Consider the following 18,340-nt stretch of genomic DNA (forward strand, 5'->3'; position numbering starts at 1 on the left):
TTCTTCAAGAACCGTCGAGAATCGAGCATCTTACCGACGCTACCGATGTAGCGTGTAGCACATCCGTGGCACACGCGGACGATAACCGGCATCGTCCAATCGACGGTTCTGGCGGTCAATCGTCGATCATCGTTGGACGCGCAACTGATGGTGTCGAGGAACTCGACACCCCCAATATCAGAGGACGTAGTGCAGCTACATCGTAAGAAACGCGAGAGATCGCCTCGTGCAAGGCCGAGATGGCAAAGCCACTTCCATAGATGTCGCCAACCGACACGGTTCCTGATCGAGAGCCAGTCCAGCCACCGAGAGCGAACGCCAACTCACGCTCGACACCACCGGCACGCAGCGAGTCGCGGAAGCAGTGTCGGAAGCTATGAAAGCTCGTCCGTTCGCGTTTAGCATCGACCTGCGACAGATAGCGCGCAAACCACTTCGAGAAATACGCCGAAGCGTAGCCAAATCTATCCGGCCTCAAGTCTGGCCATAGCCGCGTTTCGCCGGAAACGCAGCGCCTGCAATGGTGGTCGAGAAGCCCAGCACGAACAAGCACAGGATGCACAGGCACGATTCTCTCAGATGAGGCGGTTTTGACCCGCTTCCCAGTTGAGGGATCGCCCTTCACGATGAAGCATGGCACCCCATCGAGTTCGGCGATGTCTTCGGTCGTCTGCTGGCAGATCTCGTTTTGTCGCAGACCGCTGAACAAGGCGATTAACGGCACATAGAACTGCGAGGGATTCGCGGGCGTCAAGCCATCAGGGCAAGGTTGTTTGAGCGCATCAAATGGCGAGCCGGTGAAGATGCGCTGAAGCTGATCTGACGAGAAGGGACGACGCTTGTCCCTGACCGGCACGGGGTCCGCGACGCGCAAACCGATGCATGGGTTGCGGTCGGCTAGCTCCTCTTTGACAAGCCAGTTCATCATGCCTGCCCAACGGGTCATGTAGCCGTTGCAATTGGCAGCGGCCATTGGCCGTAGCCCATCGTGCCGGGCCATCTCAGCTATGGCTATCGGCGTCATCTCTGGCCATCTCTTTCCATAGTTCGGGGGAAGATGCCGCAACGTGTCGAGCACTCGTCGGCAGTCTTGCCGCCCGATATCGGCGACTAGCGTTTCTGCTCCGAGAACTGCAATCACGACGTTCCTCACGGTCTCGTAAGCTAGAGTCGTTTTCGCCGTTCGTGTGCTGCTGGGGTCAGCAAGATACCGATCCCACGCCTCTGCCAACGATATGCCCCCACGCGTCGCTGATGCTGATGTTGACGGTTGTCTGTGCGACTTTGTCACCGTGATGGAATGATCGAGTCTAGCGATGCCACCAGCCCTGACGATCTCAAACCAATTCGCAACGTCAAGCGCCACAATGCGGCACCGTGAAAGAGCATCAGGATACGCCCCTGTTCCGAGCGTGCGATTGATGTGTGTTTTGCCGATCACTGACACGAGGTCGGTCGGGACGCGAACCCGAAATTGCCAAACACCACCTCGACGCCACATGCCTCGAAGCCGCTTGTGATACACAGTTGCGCGTCCAACGATGATCGACGATTGACCGCCAGAACCGTCGATTGGACGATGCCGGTTATCGTCCGCGTGTGCCACGGATGTGCTACACGCTACATCGGTAGCGTCGGTAAGATGCTCGATTCTCGACGGTTCTTGAAGAATGGCGCACCCGACAGGATTCGAACCTGTGACCTCTGCCTTCGGAGGGCAGCGCTCTATCCAGCTGAGCTACGGGTGCATCGCGCGATGCGAGCAGCGCGCTTAGCAAAGCGATGCGGTGCGTGCCACGGGAAAAATCCCGGATGAGTGGAACGGCCGCAAAATCCTCTCTTCCATCTTAGGGGATTGGCAAGAATCGCCGGGTTAGCCTGCCCGGTGATGAGCGACCTTGCGCCAGATCAGGACCTTGCTCCGCGAGCTCCACTCTCGAACGAGACCACCCTCGTCGAACAGTGGGCGGCGGTAGAGGATGCTGCGCGCGTGGTCGCGATGCTGGCCGGGCGGCCGGCTCCGACCGCGAATATCGACGGGCACGAGCGCATCGGATCGCTTGCGCGCGTCCGTCCCGATCGCGCCGAAGCCGCGACCTTTGCGCTGCACGAACTCGTCGCGACGATGCGCGCGGGGCTCGACGCGCTGCTGGGCGCACATGGCACCTCGGCCAACCCGCAAGCCGCCGCGGTGCGGCTGTGGGACGAGTACCAGCGTGGGCGCGCAAAGGTGCTCAGCGAGGCGGAGATCGCCCTGCGCAGCTAGCGCGAACGAAGCCCGCTTGACACCGTGTTTCCGTTCTGTTCCTAAGCGGTCATGGCCGATGCACCTTTCCTGATCGATAGCGCCGCCGCTGCACCCGAAACATTGTGCGATGCCAGCCAGGCCGCGCGCGGCATCATGCGCCTTTTCGCGCGCAACGATATCTGGTGCTGCACGGAAATGCCGCTGCGTGGCGGACGACGGGCCGATCTGATGGGCATCGATGCCAAGGGCCATGTCATCATCGTCGAGATCAAGGTGGCGCGGGCCGACCTGACCGGCGATTCCAAGTGGACCGATTACCTCGATCATTGCGACAAGTTCTATTGGGGCATCGGGTCGCATCTCGATCCAGCGATCCTCGACGGCGAAGCCTACCTGCCCGAACGGTGCGGAGTAATTATTGCGGACGGATACGACGCGGAGATCCTGCGACCCGCCGCCCGCCATCCGCTCGCCCCGGCGCGCCGGAAGGTCGAGATAGAGCGTCTGGCGCGCACCACCATGCGCCGCTCTACCATAGCCTGCGATCCTGATTGCGCGCCCTGGGGCGGCGAGCGCTAGCGAGAAGCACGGGCGGGCAAAAGGTCTCGCGCTCTGTTCGCGCCTGCGGCATAGGAGAATGCCCATGCTGCTCGCGCTTATCCTTTCGATCTTCGCCATGACGGCGATCGTCGCCGTGCGCTACCTCGCCGTGAGCGGCGCATTTGCCGCGCTAACCACTCGGGTGCGACCGGGATATCATGACAAGCTGGGGCCGCAAATCCGGCGAGAGATCGGCTGGTCGCTTGCTTCGGCAGCGATTTACGGCGCGCCTGCTGGCCTGGTCGCGTTCGGGTGGGACCGGTTCGGCTGGACGATGATCTACCGCGACTGGAACGCCTACCCCCTTTGGTACCTGCCGCTGTCGGTGCTGATATATCTCTTTGCCCACGACACATGGTTCTACTGGACGCATCGCTGGATGCATCGCCCGCGCCTGTTCAGGGTCGCGCATGCCGTCCATCATGCCAGCCGCCCGCCGACGGCATGGGCCGCGATGAGTTTTCATCCGATAGAAGCACTCACCGGTGCGGTGGTTGTCCCGCTTCTGGTCTTCCTCGTGCCGATTCACATTGCTATGCTTGGCGTGGTTCTCTCCGTGATGACGATCATGGGGGTCACGAACCACATGGGGTGGGAAATGTTTCCGCGTTGGTTGGTGCGCTCGCCAGTTGGCGGGTGGATCATCACAGCGAGTCATCACCAGCTCCACCACGAACGTTACATGTGTAATTTCGGCCTCTATTTCAGGTTCTGGGACCGTCTATGCAAAACCGACCGCGGATTATCGGACAGCTTCGAGCGCTGACGCTCGGCACGGCTGCGCTGCTGGCGCTGGGTAACAGCGCCCCCGCCCGACAGGATGTCGTGGTGACAGTCGTCGATCTGCGCTCCGCCGAAGGGACCGTGCTCGCCTGCCTGACGCCGAGCGGCGGGGCCTTCCCCGACTGCGCCAAGGACAGTCTTTCGCAGCGTCGAATAGTGCGCGCGAACACGCGGGTGACCATCGTTTTCAACGATGTCGCACCGGGAGAATACGCGATCTCACTGCTGCATGACGAGAATGGCAACGGAAAGGTCGACAAGGCACTGTTCGTACCGACCGAAGGGTTCGGCTTTTCGCGCGATGCCAAACTGCGGCTCGGCCCGCCGCGGTTTTCCGCCGCAGCCTTTCACGTCGACAGCGATGCGCCTGTCTACCAGACGATCCGGATGAGGTACCTGTCGCGCTAAACCGGCACCGCCGTCACCAGCGTGCCCATCCCGCTTTGAAATAACAGAATATTTACCATGCAGCGTCACAACAGGCCCCAATCATTAAAGGGTCTGGTGACACGATGGATAGCTTGCGGGGCAAATTCGGGATTTCCGACGGTGCGGATGACAACGCCGCCTGGGACGATGCCGAAGATGACAACGATCTGGCGGTAGGCGACGCTCCCCCCGCGCCCGTGGGACAAGACGAGCGACGCATGCAGGTGCGCGCCTATAATTACTGGGCGGGTTTGCTCGGCGACCGGACCTATCCGAGCGTCGAGGATATCGAGCCCGACAGCCTGCCCGATTTCTCCGAGAACAGCGTGCTGCTCGATTTCACCAGCGGGATCGAGAATCCGGCAATCGCCTTTCTGGGCAAGAAGCTTGCGGGCGAGTGCGGCAGTGCAACTCCCATCGAAACGCTGGCCGATGTGCCCTCGCGATCGCTGCTGAGCCGAATCACCGACCACTACATGCAGATCATCGCCAACGAGGCGCCGATCGGGTTTGAGGCCGAATTCATCAACCAGGACGGGCTGACCGTCCTGTATCGCGGAATCCTGCTGCCCTTTTCGACCGACGACGAAACGATCGACTTCGTTTACGGGGTGATCAATTGGAAGGAAGTCGCCGACCAGCTGACCACCGACGAATTGCTGCTCGAGATCGACCAGGCCCTCGAAAACGGGGCCGAAAACCTCGACGACAGCGGGCTGATGCCCGCGTCGCGGACGCGCCAGGTGGTCACGCCATCGATCACGCGCTGGGCAGACGGCCCGGGCGCGGTGGCGGACCAGGACGACGAAGATCCCTCAGCATCCCTGTCGCCACCCGCCTTCGCCGCTCTCGATGCGCATCTGGCACCCGACACCACGCTGACCTTCGACACCACGCACGACGAACCGGTCGACGATTCGCGCCGCGAAGATCACGGCAAGGTCGGCAGCCTACGGGAATTCCTCGATGAAGCGCGCGCGCTTGCCGAGGAGGCTCGCCAATCCGAAAGCCGCAGCCGCAGCACACTCTATTGCGCCATCGGACGAGCTTACGATCTGGGTCTCGCCGCGCAGGGAGAGCCGGAAGAATTTGCGCGACTGCTTGAAGAACAGGGTATCGAGGTCGCTCCGCGCGCGCCGACCACACCGGTGGTCAAGCTCGTCTTCGGGGCGGATTACGACAAGTCGCGTATCGCCGAATACGCCGCGGTCCTCTCCTACGCGCAGCGGGAAGGCATCGAAGCGGGCGAACTGGCGGAAATTCTCGAACGGACCGACGGCGGGATCAAGGCGCTGGTTGCATGCGAACGCGCTTTCCGCCGCGAGGGCAAAGGCGCCGCAGCACCGACGCTTTCGGCACGCACACTCGGGAAGCTTGGCAAGCTCGACGGAAGGCCGCTGGCCGCCATCCCGCCCGAGGGCGCACCCTACGCGCTGTGTCTTATCCGGCGCGGCGAAGCGGGGCAGGTCTCGTTTCTTGGCGAGATGGAGGAAGACACCCGCCTGCTGGCGCGTGCGGCCAAGCAACTGGTCGATTGAGCCAGGTTTCCCGGCGAATAGCCACCGGTTGGGGGTTCACCTGAGGTCGCGGGCGCGCTAGCTGCGCGCAGCATGGGGCTTTTCAGGCGCAATCCGGTTCGCGTGCAGCCGTTCTTCGGCTATCGCAGCCGCGACAGGTTGATCGTGACCGGTCGCACGCTGCGCTCTCGCGCGCCCGAATTCGACACCGCGGGCCGGTGGCGGACCATCCGCGTCATGATGTCGCAGTTCTTTGCCAAGCCCGTTGCCGGGGTGGGGGTAACCCTGTGCCTCACCCGCGAGGACGGGCAGGATTTCGATTACGCTGCCGCTTCCGACGCTAAGGGCTATTTCCAGTTCGAGATCGATCTGGAGGGCGACTGGCCCTATCCCGAAAGCACCGCGTGGGAAGTGGTCCGTTTGGGCTGGAAAACGCGCGAGGGGCACCAGTCGGTGATCGGCCACGTGCTGGTGCCCGGGACCGATGCCCAGATCGGCGTGATTTCGGACATCGATGACACAATCATGGAAACCGGCATCACCGGCGGCCTGCACAATGTCGTGCGCAACCTGAAGCGGATCTTCGCGCAGATGCCGCAGGAACGCCTGCTGGTCGAAGGTGCCGACGTTTTCTACGGCGCGATCGGCGGCGGCCTGTCCGTGCCGAGCAACCAGCAGCCGACCGGCAGCTTCATCCCGGCGACGCATCGCCCGTTCTTCTACATCTCATCTTCGCCGTGGAACCTGTTTTCCTATCTCGTCGCGTTCAAGCGATCGCGCGAGCTGCCGCTGGGTGCGCTGTTCCTGCGACGCTGGGGGTTCAACCGCGCGACGATCGGCAAGCGGAGTCACGGCGAGCACAAACAGACGTCGATCGCGGCCATCCTCGATCATTTCTCCGACCTGCGCTTCGCCTTCATCGGCGACGACACGCAGGGCGACCTGCCCGCATTCGCCGAAGCCGTCGAGCGCGAGCCGGAAAGGATCGCTGCAGTCTTCATCCGGACGACCGAAAAGGCACTGTCCGAGGCCGAACTTGACGCGAAACGGGTCATAGAGAGCTTTGGGGTGCCCCTGTGGCTGGGAAACAGCTATGCGATCGGCCGGGATTTCCTGAGAGCAGCAGGGGTTGCACCGCATGGGGAAACATCGCGCATCGTGGAAACGGTGGGTCCGGGATCTGGAGAAGAAGCCTAAGGAGCCGGGCGGCTGCTGCCTGTTCCAGATGATCTTCGTCCTGGCGCTGACGATTCTCGCGTACAATCTGTACCACTGGCTGTGGCCCGACCTGCGCCACCATGTGCTCGACAAGACCGACCTCGCCTTCACCTTCTACAAGGATGTCGAGGAACGCGGACCGATTGCCTACGGCAAGGACGAGGCGCAGAAGCTGTACATCTATCGCAGCGCCGATGCGCCCGAAGACAGTGCGCAACCGGTGCTTCTCTTCATCCATGGCGGCGGCTGGCACGATGGCGACCCGGCCGCCTACGGCTTCGTTGGTCGCAACTTCGCGCCCAAGGGTTTCGTGGTGGTAGACGTCGGTTACCGCCTGCTGCCCGAAGGCAAGTATCCCGCGATGCTGACGGACAGCGCCGCAGCGCTGAAATGGGCTTCCCAGAACATCGGCAAGTACGGCGGCGATCCCGACCGGATTTATCTGATGGGGCATTCGGCAGGCGCCTACAACGTGGTCATGCTCGGCCTCGACAGGCGCTGGACGCGGCGGGCCGGCCTGCCCGACGATACGATCGACGCGGTGATCGGGCTCGCCGGGCCTTACGATTTCCTGCCACTCGACACCGAGAACGCGAAGGACGCCTTCGGCAAGGTCCGCCCGCTGGCGGCGACCCAGCCGATCCGTTTTGCGCGCAAGGATGCGCCGCCCATGCTGCTGATGACGGGCGACAAGGACGAGACGGTCGAGCCCGAGAACGCGCAGACCTTGTTCAACGCGCTAGGCGCCAAGGGGGCGGATGCGCGCCATGTCGTCTTCAGGGGCATGGACCATTCGCAAATCCTCATGACGCTCGCCCAGCCGTTCGAGTATTTCGATCCCCGGACGCAAACCCAGGTGCTCGAATTCCTGCGCGAGCAGGTGAAGCAATCCGCGCGGGAGCGTATCCGGGCGCAGCGCCAGGCGCGCGAACTTCAGGCCACCGGCGAAGACGCTCGGGCGGACGCAGCCGCCGCGCAGGGCGCGCAAGCTTCAGGAGACATTCAGCCCGCAGGACGCTAGCATGCGGGCGACATGGCCGCGCTTCACCGTTCCCTGATCCGACTGATCGCAATCCTGGCGGCGGCGACGCTGATGGCGCAGCCGGCCATGGCCCAAAGCGTCCTGCGCGATGCCGAGACCGAGGCGCTGCTGCGCGACATGGCCGATCCGCTGGTCGAGGCGGCGGGCCTGCGCCCGGGCAATGTCGATATCGTGCTGGTCAACGACCCGTCGATCAACGCCTTCGTCGCCGGCGGGCAGGTGGTCTATATCCATTCGGGGCTGCTCAACGCGGCCGAGTCCGCCAACGAAGTGCAAGGCGTGATCGCGCACGAGCTGGGCCATATTGTCGGCGGGCACGCGCTCGGCAACCCTGACGGCACACGCGGTGCACGCAATATCTCGATCCTCTCGCTGCTGGTCGGAATTGCCGCGGCCGTCGCCGGATCGGGCGATGCGGCGATGGCGGCGGTGATGGCCGGCCAGCAGGCGGCGCTGGGCAAGTACCTCGCCTTCAGCCGCGCCCAGGAATCCTCCGCCGATGCGGCGGGCGCGCAGTACCTGTCCGACGCGGGGATCACCGGGAAGGGCTCGCTCGAATTCTTCGGCAAGCTGCTCAACCAGGAATATCGCTATGGCCGCAGCCAGAGCGACGAGGCCGGGTTCTATCGCACGCACCCCCTGTCGGGCGATCGCATCGCGCGCCTCCGCGAAGTCTACGAGGTCGATCCGGCGTGGGACACTCCGCCCGATCCGGAGCTGCAGGCCCGGTTCGAGCGCGTGCGCGCCAAGCTGTTCGGTTATCTGTCGGAACCCGTGCTTACGCTGAAGACCTATCCGCCGTCGGACACCAGCATCCCGGCACGCTACGCGCGTGCCTACGCCTATCACAAGGAGGCCAAGGTCGACGCTTCGCTGGCAGAGACCGACGCGCTCGTCGCAAGCGATCCCGACAATCCCTATTTCCTCGAACTGCGCGGACAGGTGCTGCTCGAATCGGGCCGCCCCGCCGATGCCTTGCCCGATCTCAGGCAGGCGACCGAGCTGACCAGGAACGAACCGCTGATCGCATCGCTGTTCGGCCACGCCCTGATCGCGACCGAGAACCCCGATAATTTCGCGGAGGCCGAAGACGTGCTGCGCGCCGCCGTCGCGAAGGATCGGCTCAATCCATTCGCATGGTATCAGCTGGGCGTGGTCTACGCCGCACAGGGGGACATGCCGCGTGCGCATCTTGCCAGCGCGGAACAGCAGGTGATGACGCGCCGCTATATCGAGGCGCTGCGCAGTGCACAGCTGGCCGAATCGGCTCTGCCGGTGGGATCTGCCGACTGGCTGCGCGCGCAGGACGTGCGGATGGAAGCGCAGGCCGCGCTGGAACGCGAACGCGACAAAAGTTAGGGCATTGACCGAATGAAAGAGACAATCCTGCGCGGCGTGGGCGTATTCGCGCTGGCATTGCTTGGCGGGCTGATCGGCGCGGGGCTGTTCTCGGTCACCGGTCTGGCCGACCGACAGACCGAGGCGTACCTGCTCGAAAACCCGGAACTGCTGCCGAAGATGGCGCAGGAACTTCAGAACCGTGAAGCGCAGCAGCGGCTGAAAGCCGCGGGCGACGAATGGCGGCAGCCGTTCCCCGGCGCCGTCCTCGGCAACCCGAAGGGCAGCCATACGCTGTACGAATTTTCCGACTACAACTGCGGCTATTGCCGGATGAGCAGCGGGCATGTCGAACAGCTGATTGCCAAGGATCCCGAACTGCGGGTGGTGATCAAGGAATGGCCGATCTTCGAAGGCAGCGAAACGCCCGCACGAATGGCTTTGGCGGCTGCGAAGCAGGGCAAGTTCGCCGCATTCCATCGCGCATTGTTCAAGGAAGAAACCGCCGATGCCGCCGCGATCGACCGCGCGGCAAAGGCCGCCGGGCTCGATCTTGCACGGGCGGCCAAGGACGCGCAGGGGCAGGATGTGACGATGGAGCTGATGCGCAACGAGATGCTGGCGCAGGAACTGGGCTTCAGCGGGACGCCCGCATGGATCACCGGCAACCGCATCCTCCACGGTGCGCAGGGTGTCGACGCGCTAGCCGACGCCATTGGAGATTCGGGCGACGAGCGGTGAGAGGTCGGCTAACTCCCGGCGCGATCGGGTGCGCTGCACTGGCATTCTCGCTGCAATGCACGCCGGCGCTGGCTCAAACCACCGCCCCACCGGCTACCGACACCGGGACGCCTCCTGCGGTATCGCGCCCGCCGCTGCCCCCCGAAGTGGTCGACCTGCGCGCCAAGGATACGCGCGTCCTGACCATCGGCTACCGCTTGGTGACGGGCAATGCACGCTATTGCGAGAATACGACCTACGCCGACGGCTTGCTGCTCCACGATGTCGGGGCCTACGCCGATGCCGATGGCTTGCGCAGAGCGCTGGGCCTCAAGGGAGATGTGGGGGTCCAGGCGCTCGTCGCGGGTGGCCCGGCGGAGCGGGCCGGGCTGCGGCTGGACGACACCGTCATCGCGGTCGGCGATCTGAAGATTGCCGACATTCCGAACGAGAATACCAAGCCGTGGGAACGGATCGAAACGATCCGGGCGGAAACCGAACGGCTGCTCGCCGCAACCGGCGCGCTGCCGGTCACCGTGCTGCGCGAGGGCGCGCCTCTCGTGCTCACGATCGAGGGTGTTTCCGCCTGCCCAAGCCGGTTCGAGGTCGGTCTGGGCAGCCGCGCCGTTGCCGATGGGCACCGGGTGGTGATCGGGCCGGAATTCGTCGGCATGGATTATCCCGAAGCGCTTCTGGCGGGTATTGTGGCACACGAATTCGCCCATAACCTGCTGCGCCACCGCGCATGGTTCGATGCCTATGGGAAGCGGACCCGCAAGGGTGTGCGGCTGACCGAGCGTGAGGCCGATCGTCTTAGTCCATGGTTGCTCGCCAATGCCGGGCTCGACCCGGACGGCGGCGCAAAATTCTTCAAACGATGGGGTCCGCGCCACGGCATGTGGATCTTCCGTGACCGGGACCACGATGCGTGGGACGAGCGCGTCGAGAATATGTCGGCGGAAATTCCGCAGATCGAATCGCTTATGGCAAGCGAGGGCGCCGCCGACTGGCCGCGCCATTTCCGCCGCGAGAAATTGCCCAGCCGCTAGGCGGCGGCTTCGTCTTCCATTGCCTTGGCGTAGGGTGAACTCAGCGGCTTCGCCATTACCCGCCGCACCATCGGCTCGAAGAATTCCAGCGGCTCGCTGTCATAAGCAGGGTCGAATGCTGCCTGATCGTATTCCTCGCAGAAGTGCTTGCACGCTTCGTAATGCGGATGGTCGCGGAAGGCCTCGCGCGCGTCCTTGTCCATGCCGAGGAAGTGGAAGTAGTAATAGCCCTGGAAGGCGCCGTGGTTCTGGCAGATCCAGTGCACTTCCTCGCTCACGAACGGCTTGATGATCGAGGCGGCGACTTCGGGGTGATTATAGCTGCCAAGCGTATCGCCGATGTCGTGGAGCAGCGCCATCACCACGTATCGTTCATCGCGCCCGTCGCGATGCGCGCGAGTCGCGGTCTGGAGAGAATGCTCCAGCCGGCAGACGGGGAAACCGCCGAAATCGCCGTCGAGCAGCTTGAGATGATCGAGAACCCTGTCCGGCAGCCCCTTGGCAAAGGCGCGGTATTCGCTTCCGATGATCGCCCAATCCTCGGCGGTCCCTTCCTTCATTTCACGGAATTTGGCACGCTCGGCGGCGGAATGCAGGGTGTCTGCGGGTTGCATAAATCCTCTCCTCGTATGCCAGACATATCCCATCGCAGAGAGGTGCGCAAAAGTTTGGGCGAAAGCGCACGCTTGCGCTAAAGCGGGGCCATGATGGCCGTGCTGCCCTCCCGTCCTGCGCCTTTCTTCGCGAACAAGAACCGTGCGTTCTGGAACCTGCAATTCGCGGGCTGGGGCAGCGCGATGGTGCTGCGCAGCGTACAGGGCCTCGCCAATGGCCAGGGCTTCGGCCTGCTGATGATCGTATTCATCGCGACCGTGACCGGTTTTTCGTTCAGCCTGATCCTGTCGGTCGTCTATCGCAATCTCATCGGGCGGCCGCCGCTGGTGACGTGGGGCTTTACCGTTCTCGCGCTGGCCACCGCGCTGAGCATCCAGGTGCTGATCGAAGCGTGGGTTGCCGGGCTCTATTACAGCGATCGCCAGACCACGCTGACGCAGCTGTTCTTCCTCTATCTCGCGGTAGAAGGCCCGCTGCTGGGTGCCTGGACCGGGCTCTATTACGCGATCAACTATTTCCTCCAGCTGGAAGAGCAGGCGGACCGGCTGGAGCGGCTGGAGGCGCAGGCGACCAGCGCGCAGCTGGCGATGCTGCGCTATCAGCTCAATCCGCATTTCCTGTTCAACACGCTCAATTCGATCAGCACGCTGGTGCTGCTCCAGCAGACCAAGCCCGCCAACGCGATGCTGACCCGGCTGTCGCGCTTCCTGCGTCATACGCTGATCTCGGAGCCGGGTGGTACGGTGACGGTGGAGCAGGAGGTGGAGACGCTGAAACTCTATCTCGATATCGAGCGGATGCGGTTCGAAGAGCGGTTGCAGACCGACTTCGACATTGCCGAGGAAGCATCGGAGGCGCGGCTGCCCTCGCTGCTGCTCCAGCCGCTGGTCGAGAACGCGATCAAATACGCGGTCTCCCCGCTGGAGGAGGGCGCCAAGATTTCGCTTACCGCGCAGCTCTCCGGATCGCGGCTGCGGCTTGTGGTATCCGATACGGGTCCGGGCCTGAAGAATCCGGTGGAATCCACCCGCGATTCGATCCCGAGCAGCGCGAGCCCCGATTCGACCGGCGTGGGCCTCGCCAATATCCGCGATCGGTTGGCGCAAGCCTATGGAACCGATCACCTTTTCGAAATCCGCTCTCCGGTTCAGGGCGGCTTCACGGTGATTATCGAAATTCCCTTCGAACGCGAGGTCGAGGAAGACATGGCAGCGCTGGCGCCGCCGCCCGAATTGACCACGCATCCCTCTTTGCGCGAAGAGAGGCAGGATACCCGTCTCGAAACCGGGAAACAGGACGAACAGACGTCCGTTGAGACATCGGCGTACCCCCGCGCCATGGGATAGTGAAAAAATGACCATCAAAACGATCATCGTCGACGACGAAAAACTCGCGATTCAGGGCCTGCAGCTGCGCCTCGAACCGTTCGAGGATGTCGAGATCATCGACACGTGTTCGAACGGCCGCGAGGCCATCCGCAAGATCAAGACGCTGCGCCCCGACCTCGTCTTTCTCGACATCCAGATGCCCGGCTTCGACGGGTTCGGCGTGGTTCAGGGCGTGATGGACATCGAGCCCCCGCTGTTCGTGTTCGTCACCGCTTTCCAGGAACACGCGATCCGCGCCTTCCAGGCCAATGCGCTGCATTACCTGATGAAGCCGGTCGACGAGGACAAGCTGGCCGACGTGATCGAACGCGTGCGCCAGCGCATGAACGAGAAGCGCGGCGCGGACGAGGCGGAAAAGCTGATGAACGTCCTCGCAGAGGTAGCCCCGGAAACGGCCGAGGAACTGCAGGAAGGCACCGCCGAAAGCGGCGAACGGTTCGAAAAGCTGCTCAACGTCAAGGATCGGGGCAAGATCTTCCGCGTCGAGGTCGACTCGATCGAGCATATCGAGGCCGCGGGCGATTACATGTGCATCTACACCGGCGACAATTCGCTGATCCTGCGCGAAACGATGAAGGATCTGGAGCGGCGCCTCGATCCGCGCAAGTTCCAGCGCGTCCACCGCTCGACCATCGTCAATCTGGACCAGGTGCGTCAGGTGAAGCCACACACCAATGGCGAGTGCTTCCTCGTGCTCGGCAGCGGGGCCGAGGTGAAGGTCTCGCGCTCCTACCGCGACGTCGTCGCGCGGTTCGTGCATTGACCCTCTAGCCCGTCATTGCGAGGAGCGGAGCGACGAAGCAATCCATGGCGCCATGGATTGCCGCGCGACCTGCGGTCGCTCGCAATGACGAAGATTGGACGATGAGCACCAGCCCAACACCTGATTTCGCCCTCCCCGGTTTCGATCTAGACCGTTTCGTCCAGGAAACACTGGCCGAGGACCTCGGCACCGGGCTTCCCGGTGGCGGGCGTGATGTGACGTCGACAGCCGTAATTCCCGCCGATGCACGCTTTTCAGGCGTAATGGACAGCCGCGACCCGATAACCGTTGCCGGTCTGCCCATCGCGGAAGCCTTCTTTCGCGCTCTCGACGCCGAGTGCGAGGTCGAGACGCTGGTCGAGGATGGTGCACAGGTGGCTGCGGGCACCGACCTGATGCGGATCGAGGGGAATGCTCGCGCGCTGCTGACTGCGGAGCGCAGCGCACTCAACACCGTCCAGCACCTCTCTGGCATCGCTACGCTGGTGCGCAGCTATGTCGACCGGATGGACAATCCCGACTGCACCCTGCTCGATACGCGCAAGACGCTGCCTGGCCTGCGCCATCTTGAGAAATACGCGGTGCGCATGGGCGGCGGGGCGAACCACCGCATGGGCCTGTGGGACGCGGCGATGATCAAGGACAACCACGTCGCCGTGGCAGGCAATGTCGGCGAGGCCGTGCGCCGCGCCGCCGAGGCCGGCGTTGCCGAGATCATCTGCGAGGTCGACAGGCTCGACCAGATCGAACCCGCGCTCGAAGCCGGAGCCACGCGGCTGCTGCTCGACAATATGGAGCCCAATACGCTGCGCGACGCCGTTGCCATCGTGGCAGGCCGCGTGCCGACCGAGGCAAGCGGCGGCATCAACCTCGATACGATCAAGGCCAAGGCAGCGACCGGAGTCGATTTTGTTTCGGTCGGGCGGCTCACCCAGAGCGCGCCGGCAGCAGACATAGGCCTCGATTTCACCACTCTCGACTAGGCGGCGGCTTGCCCGACGGCCTGCGATCGGTCACTCCTGACGAACGACGGTCAATCTGGGGGCACCGATGAAACCGCAATCGATGAAAGTGTTCGACTACGCCTATCTCGGCTCCATCTTCCTGGGGCTGCTGCAGTTCGTCAGCGGCTATGGCACGCTGAAGGCCGAAGTCGCCGCGCAAAGTGCGACCAGCGGCGTCGCCCTGTCGCCGCTGTTCCCGCTGGCGGCCTATGCCGCATTCGTCGCGGTCGAACTGCTGTTGTGGTTCCTGGTGTCGCGCAAGCGGGTGATCATCGCCAAGTGGATCATCGTGCTGTTCTTTCTCCTCTCGCTGGTCAGCGTCGGCGGCTATTTCGTCGGGCCCATGCCCCTTTCGGAGATTTACGGGCTGCTATCGCTGATCGCGCAGGCGGTGGCGGTGGCGATGCTGTTCCGTGGCGATTCGATTCGCTGGCTGAACGGCCGCAACGCGCCCGGCGACCCGCAGGGCTGACCCTTGCTGCGCGCGGTCCTCGCAGGCGCGCTGGCCGCACTGGCCTGCCCCGCAGCCCTCGCGCAGAGCTACCAGTGCAACCTGCCGCCCAGCGTTTCGATACCAAGCGTCGCGCGCGATGCGCCGACCCGCAGGGTGCCGATCACCGGTTACGTGCTGTCGCTCAGCTGGAGCCCGGAGTTCTGCCGCACCCGCAAGGAATCGCCGCGCCACGCGTGGCAGTGCTCCGGTCGCAGCGGCAGCTTCGGGCTGATCGTCCACGGCCTGTGGCCGCAGGGCGCGCGCGTCTCGCCGCAATGGTGCAGGGCGAGGCCCGCCCGTCCCACCGGCGCGCAGCTCGCCCGGCAGATGTGCGTGCAACCCTCCGCCAGCCTCGCGATGCGGCAATGGGCCAAGCACGGCAGCTGCATGGCCGACACGCCCGACCGCTATTTCCGCATCACCCGCATCCTCCATCGCAGCCTCGACTGGCCCGACCTCGACCGGCTTTCGCGCAAGGAGGGACTGACCGCGGGCGACATCCGCGAGGCGTGGATGGAGGCGAACACCAACTGGCGGCCCGAGATGATCGGGGTCGTGCTTAACGAGCGCGGTTGGCTGGAAGAACTGCGGCTCTGCTACGGGCGCGACTGGCTGCCTGCTGCGTGCAAGCCCTCGACGCGCGGCGCGGCGGACGATGCTCCGGCGAAGATCTGGCGGGGGCTTTAGCGTCGTTCGCCGAAGAAGTTCCTGAGCATCCCCGCCGCCACCTCCTCGCCCATGCCCGAATAAACCTCTGGCCGGTGATGGCACTGCGCATGCTCGAACACCCGCGCGCCGTGCGACACCGCGCCGCCCTTCGGATCGGGCGCGGCGTAGTAGAGCCGCCCGATTCGCGCGTGGGCGATTGCGCCTGCACACATCGCGCAGGGCTCCAGCGTGACCCACAGGTCGCAGCCTTCGAGCCGCTCCTGCCCCAGCGCCTTCGCGGCGGCGCGCAGCGCGAGCACTTCGGCATGCGCGGTCGGATCGGCGAGCGTGCGGGGCGCGTTGTGCGCCGACGCGATCACCTCACCATCGCGCACGACCACCGCGCCCACGGGCACTTCGCCCGCGTCTGCGGCCAATTGCGCCTGCTCCAGAGCGGCTTTCATCGGGTCGGGCAAAGGCCATCGCGTCATCGTGAAATTTGCGCTATAAGCGCCACGTCGGATCGGCAAGGACCACGATCGGTTGTTGACTATTCGCGTATCGGCCGCTAAGCGCGGCGACTTTCCGGCACAGACCGATCACCTTTTTGAGAAGAGATAAGCCATGTCGCGCATCTGCGAACTGACCGGCAAGGGCCGCCAGGTCGGCCACAATGTCAGCCACGCGAACAACAAGACCAAGCGTGTGTTCCTGCCCAACCTGCAGAACGTCACGCTGCTGAGCGAGAAGCTGGACCGCAGCTTCAAGTTCCGCGTCTCGACGCAGGGCCTGCGCTCGGTCGAGCACAATGGTGGGCTCGACAACTGGCTGCTCAAGACCAAGGACGAAAAGCTCTCTGCGCGCGCCCTCAAGGTGAAGCGTGAGCTGAAGAAGGCGGCCAAGGAAGCCGCCTGAGCCTTTCGGCTTTTCCAATCGATTGAAACCGGGCGCGGTCGCAGTTCGCTGCGAATCGCGCTCGAGTCGTGTCTGAGCGGCGGTCGCGCCGCTGTCCTACATGCTGCGCCAGCGGTAAGGTCCGACGATATTCGACTGAGGCCATTGTCCCCCCTCCCCTTGGGGAGGGGTTAGGGGTGGGGGTTCCCCGCCATCGGCCTTGGTACACCCCCACCCGACCTCCCCCTCAAGGGGGAGGAGAAGTGTAGGGCAATATGCGCGGCTCTTTCACACCGTCGATCCCCAAATGCGCGTAGTTAAGGTGCACAAACTTTCCGCCCCTGAACACTGTGCCAGGTGTGTCAGGGGCGAAGCGTCGGCAGCCGAATCGCCGCCACCGCATCAGGCGGCCCCCCTCAGTCCGGCATCGGCCCAAGGAACAGCAGCGGATCGAGTCGCGAGTCCTGCCATTTCAGGCTCCAGTGCAGATGCGGCCCGGTCGCGCGCCCCGTTGCCCCGATCGTGCCCAGATACTGGCCCTGCCGCACTTTCTGCCCTTCGCGCACCACGATGGTCGCGGAATGAAGGAACGCGCTGTTCAGGCCCATCCCGTGGTCGATCATCAGCAGATTGCCTTCGAGCGTGAAGGGATCCTGCGCGACCAGCGTCACCACCCCGTCGGCAGGCGCAACGTAAGGAACGCCCGCGCCGGGCGCGATGTCGAGCCCCGTGTGATAGGGGCCGGGCTTGCCCTGGTAAACGCGCTGCGACCCGAATCGGCCCGAAATGCGCCCAGTAACCGGCCAGATGAAGTCCTGCCGCCAGCCGTCCGCCCCGGTCTGCTTTTCGCGTGCGGCGACGATCTGTGCGACTTCCTTGCCGCGCAACCGCTCGAACTCGGCGCTGCTGCGGCCCGCGCGATAGGGGGCGTTGATATATTCGAGCTGCCAGTCGCGGGGTTTGACGGTCAGCGGGCTGGAGATCGTCCGCCCGTCCTCCAGCGTCGCGACCAGCTCTATCTGCGGGCCCTGATCGCGGTCGAACGCGGCGAAGAAAGTCCCATCCTCGTCGAAGCGCACCTCCTGGTCGCCAAGGCGAGCGCTGCGGGTGCCGGTGGGCACCTGCCCGCGAATCCAGCCGCCCTGCTCCAGCTCTCCGCGAAAAGAGAACGTCGTCCTGACGGGGGCCTGGCTCGCTGTAGGGCTCGGCTTCGGAGTGGGAGTCGTGACCGGCGCAGGCACAGGCGTCTCGGCGATCGGCTGGACCACCTCGCGCGGTGCCTGCGCATCGCTATTGGCGGTCGAACAGCTGCCGAGCGCGACCAGACCCGCAAACCCAGCCGCCGCAGTCGCCGTCAGCCGCAAACTCACGCCTGGCCGGTCAGGCGACGGGTCGCGATCTCGCAGGTCGCGTAAGCTTCCTGATGCTCGACGCTCCAATATCGCAGCGTGTCGAGCGGGATCGGTTCGCCGGTCACCGCGCAGGTGACGAAGCGCCCGCCGCGCAGCACGCGGAAGGAATTGGGGCCGTAGTGAAGCTTGGCAGGCTGATCGCTGGAAGTGGTAAGCATGCCCCCGATATAGCATCGCGC

At 64.1% G+C, this 18,340-nt stretch carries 21 protein-coding genes, 1 tRNA gene and 1 pseudogene; 16 read left to right on the top strand and 7 right to left on the bottom strand.

Annotation, left to right across the window (positions count from 1 at the left end):
* Window positions 1–115: 115 nt before the first annotated feature.
* The 3 genes and pseudogenes from AAG591_RS05530 to AAG591_RS05535 form a co-directional block, all read right to left on the bottom strand.
* Complete coding sequence (locus AAG591_RS05530; protein WP_342530016.1) at window positions 116–973, bottom strand: site-specific integrase; 858 nt, start codon at window positions 971–973, stop codon at window positions 116–118.
* A gap of 366 nt (window positions 974–1,339) precedes the next feature.
* A pseudogene (locus tag AAG591_RS15185) lies at window positions 1,340–1,501 on the bottom strand (DUF6538 domain-containing protein); the annotation flags it as partial.
* 170 nt (window positions 1,502–1,671) lie between these two features.
* Window positions 1,672–1,748: transfer RNA gene (locus tag AAG591_RS05535), tRNA-Arg, on the bottom strand.
* Between the two features lie 140 nt (window positions 1,749–1,888).
* Here AAG591_RS05535 and AAG591_RS05540 point away from each other — a divergent pair.
* The 10 genes from AAG591_RS05540 (at window position 1,889) to AAG591_RS05585 (ending at window position 10,944) form a co-directional block, all read left to right on the top strand.
* Window positions 1,889–2,266 (top strand): hypothetical protein, encoded by a 378-nt coding sequence (locus tag AAG591_RS05540; protein ID WP_342530017.1) that lies wholly within the window; start codon window positions 1,889–1,891, stop codon window positions 2,264–2,266.
* A 51-nt stretch (window positions 2,267–2,317) separates the two neighbouring features.
* Entirely contained in the window at window positions 2,318–2,827 is a 510-nt protein-coding gene (locus tag AAG591_RS05545) for an MmcB family DNA repair protein (RefSeq protein WP_342530018.1), read from the top strand.
* 64 nt (window positions 2,828–2,891) lie between these two features.
* Window positions 2,892–3,614, top strand: coding sequence for a sterol desaturase family protein (locus AAG591_RS05550; RefSeq protein WP_342530020.1), 723 nt, complete (start codon window positions 2,892–2,894; stop codon window positions 3,612–3,614).
* A complete protein-coding gene (locus AAG591_RS05555; protein WP_342530022.1) occupies window positions 3,572–4,039 on the top strand; it encodes a DUF2141 domain-containing protein in 468 nt (155 codons plus the stop codon). Before AAG591_RS05550 ends, AAG591_RS05555 begins: the two co-directional genes overlap by 43 nt.
* Before the next feature lie 104 nt (window positions 4,040–4,143).
* Window positions 4,144–5,598, top strand: a complete 1,455-nt coding sequence (locus AAG591_RS05560; RefSeq protein ID WP_342530023.1) for a PAS domain-containing protein — start codon at window positions 4,144–4,146, stop codon at window positions 5,596–5,598.
* A 72-nt stretch (window positions 5,599–5,670) separates the two neighbouring features.
* Complete coding sequence (locus AAG591_RS05565) at window positions 5,671–6,774, top strand: phosphatase domain-containing protein (protein ID WP_342530024.1); 1,104 nt, start codon at window positions 5,671–5,673, stop codon at window positions 6,772–6,774.
* Window positions 6,716–7,816 carry an alpha/beta hydrolase gene (locus AAG591_RS05570; protein ID WP_342530025.1) on the top strand — a complete coding sequence of 367 codons (1,101 nt, stop codon included), beginning with the start codon at window positions 6,716–6,718 and terminating at the stop codon, window positions 7,814–7,816. Before AAG591_RS05565 ends, AAG591_RS05570 begins: the two co-directional genes overlap by 59 nt.
* A gap of 12 nt (window positions 7,817–7,828) precedes the next feature.
* Window positions 7,829–9,196: a M48 family metalloprotease gene (locus AAG591_RS05575; RefSeq protein WP_342530026.1), complete on the top strand. Its 1,368-nt coding sequence runs from the start codon at window positions 7,829–7,831 to the stop codon at window positions 9,194–9,196.
* A gap of 12 nt (window positions 9,197–9,208) precedes the next feature.
* Window positions 9,209–9,916: a DsbA family protein gene (locus AAG591_RS05580; protein ID WP_342530027.1), complete on the top strand. Its 708-nt coding sequence runs from the start codon at window positions 9,209–9,211 to the stop codon at window positions 9,914–9,916.
* Entirely contained in the window at window positions 9,913–10,944 is a 1,032-nt protein-coding gene (locus tag AAG591_RS05585) for a hypothetical protein (RefSeq protein ID WP_342530028.1), read from the top strand. The genes AAG591_RS05580 and AAG591_RS05585 overlap by 4 nt, the downstream gene beginning before the upstream one ends.
* Here AAG591_RS05585 and AAG591_RS05590 read toward each other — a convergent pair.
* Window positions 10,941–11,558 carry an HD domain-containing protein gene (locus AAG591_RS05590; RefSeq protein WP_342530029.1) on the bottom strand — a complete coding sequence of 206 codons (618 nt, stop codon included), beginning with the start codon at window positions 11,556–11,558 and terminating at the stop codon, window positions 10,941–10,943. The genes AAG591_RS05585 and AAG591_RS05590 overlap by 4 nt on opposite strands.
* 93 nt (window positions 11,559–11,651) lie before the next feature.
* Here AAG591_RS05590 and AAG591_RS05595 point away from each other — a divergent pair, with 93 nt between their 5' ends.
* The 5 genes from AAG591_RS05595 (at window position 11,652) to AAG591_RS05615 (ending at window position 15,894) form a co-directional block, all read left to right on the top strand.
* The gene (locus AAG591_RS05595) at window positions 11,652–12,905 is read left to right on the top strand and encodes a sensor histidine kinase (protein ID WP_342531211.1); all 1,254 of its coding nucleotides are present in this window, start codon (window positions 11,652–11,654) and stop codon (window positions 12,903–12,905) included.
* A 7-nt stretch (window positions 12,906–12,912) separates the two neighbouring features.
* The gene (locus tag AAG591_RS05600; protein WP_342530030.1) at window positions 12,913–13,710 is read left to right on the top strand and encodes a LytR/AlgR family response regulator transcription factor; all 798 of its coding nucleotides are present in this window, start codon (window positions 12,913–12,915) and stop codon (window positions 13,708–13,710) included.
* 101 nt (window positions 13,711–13,811) lie between these two features.
* Window positions 13,812–14,693, top strand: a complete 882-nt coding sequence (gene nadC, locus AAG591_RS05605; protein WP_342530031.1) for a carboxylating nicotinate-nucleotide diphosphorylase — start codon at window positions 13,812–13,814, stop codon at window positions 14,691–14,693.
* A gap of 67 nt (window positions 14,694–14,760) precedes the next feature.
* Window positions 14,761–15,186 (top strand): hypothetical protein, encoded by a 426-nt coding sequence (locus tag AAG591_RS05610; RefSeq protein WP_342530032.1) that lies wholly within the window; start codon window positions 14,761–14,763, stop codon window positions 15,184–15,186.
* A gap of 3 nt (window positions 15,187–15,189) precedes the next feature.
* Window positions 15,190–15,894: a ribonuclease T2 family protein gene (locus AAG591_RS05615; RefSeq protein ID WP_342530034.1), complete on the top strand. Its 705-nt coding sequence runs from the start codon at window positions 15,190–15,192 to the stop codon at window positions 15,892–15,894.
* Here the strand turns inward: AAG591_RS05615 and AAG591_RS05620 are convergent.
* Window positions 15,891–16,346, bottom strand: coding sequence for a nucleoside deaminase (locus tag AAG591_RS05620; protein WP_342530035.1), 456 nt, complete (start codon window positions 16,344–16,346; stop codon window positions 15,891–15,893). The two genes, AAG591_RS05615 and AAG591_RS05620, sit on opposite strands and share 4 nt — an antisense overlap.
* A gap of 133 nt (window positions 16,347–16,479) precedes the next feature.
* Here AAG591_RS05620 and rpmB point away from each other — a divergent pair, with 133 nt between their 5' ends.
* A complete protein-coding gene (gene rpmB, locus AAG591_RS05625) occupies window positions 16,480–16,770 on the top strand; it encodes a 50S ribosomal protein L28 (RefSeq protein WP_115491042.1) in 291 nt (96 codons plus the stop codon).
* Between the two features lie 395 nt (window positions 16,771–17,165).
* On the opposite strand, the gene AAG591_RS05630 is transcribed toward rpmB, so the two are convergent.
* Together AAG591_RS05630 and AAG591_RS05635 are read right to left on the bottom strand one after the other, a co-directional pair.
* On the bottom strand, window positions 17,166–18,119 hold the full coding sequence (locus tag AAG591_RS05630) for a M23 family metallopeptidase (protein WP_342530036.1): 954 nt from the start codon (window positions 18,117–18,119) through the stop codon (window positions 17,166–17,168).
* On the bottom strand, window positions 18,116–18,319 hold the full coding sequence (locus AAG591_RS05635) for a DUF2093 domain-containing protein (RefSeq protein WP_342530037.1): 204 nt from the start codon (window positions 18,317–18,319) through the stop codon (window positions 18,116–18,118). The genes AAG591_RS05630 and AAG591_RS05635 overlap by 4 nt, the downstream gene beginning before the upstream one ends.
* Window positions 18,320–18,340: the final 21 nt, after the last annotated feature.

The sequence above is a fragment of the Citromicrobium bathyomarinum genome (assembly GCF_038594485.1).
In the GTDB taxonomy this organism is placed as follows: domain Bacteria; phylum Pseudomonadota; class Alphaproteobacteria; order Sphingomonadales; family Sphingomonadaceae; genus Alteriqipengyuania; species Alteriqipengyuania bathyomarina_A.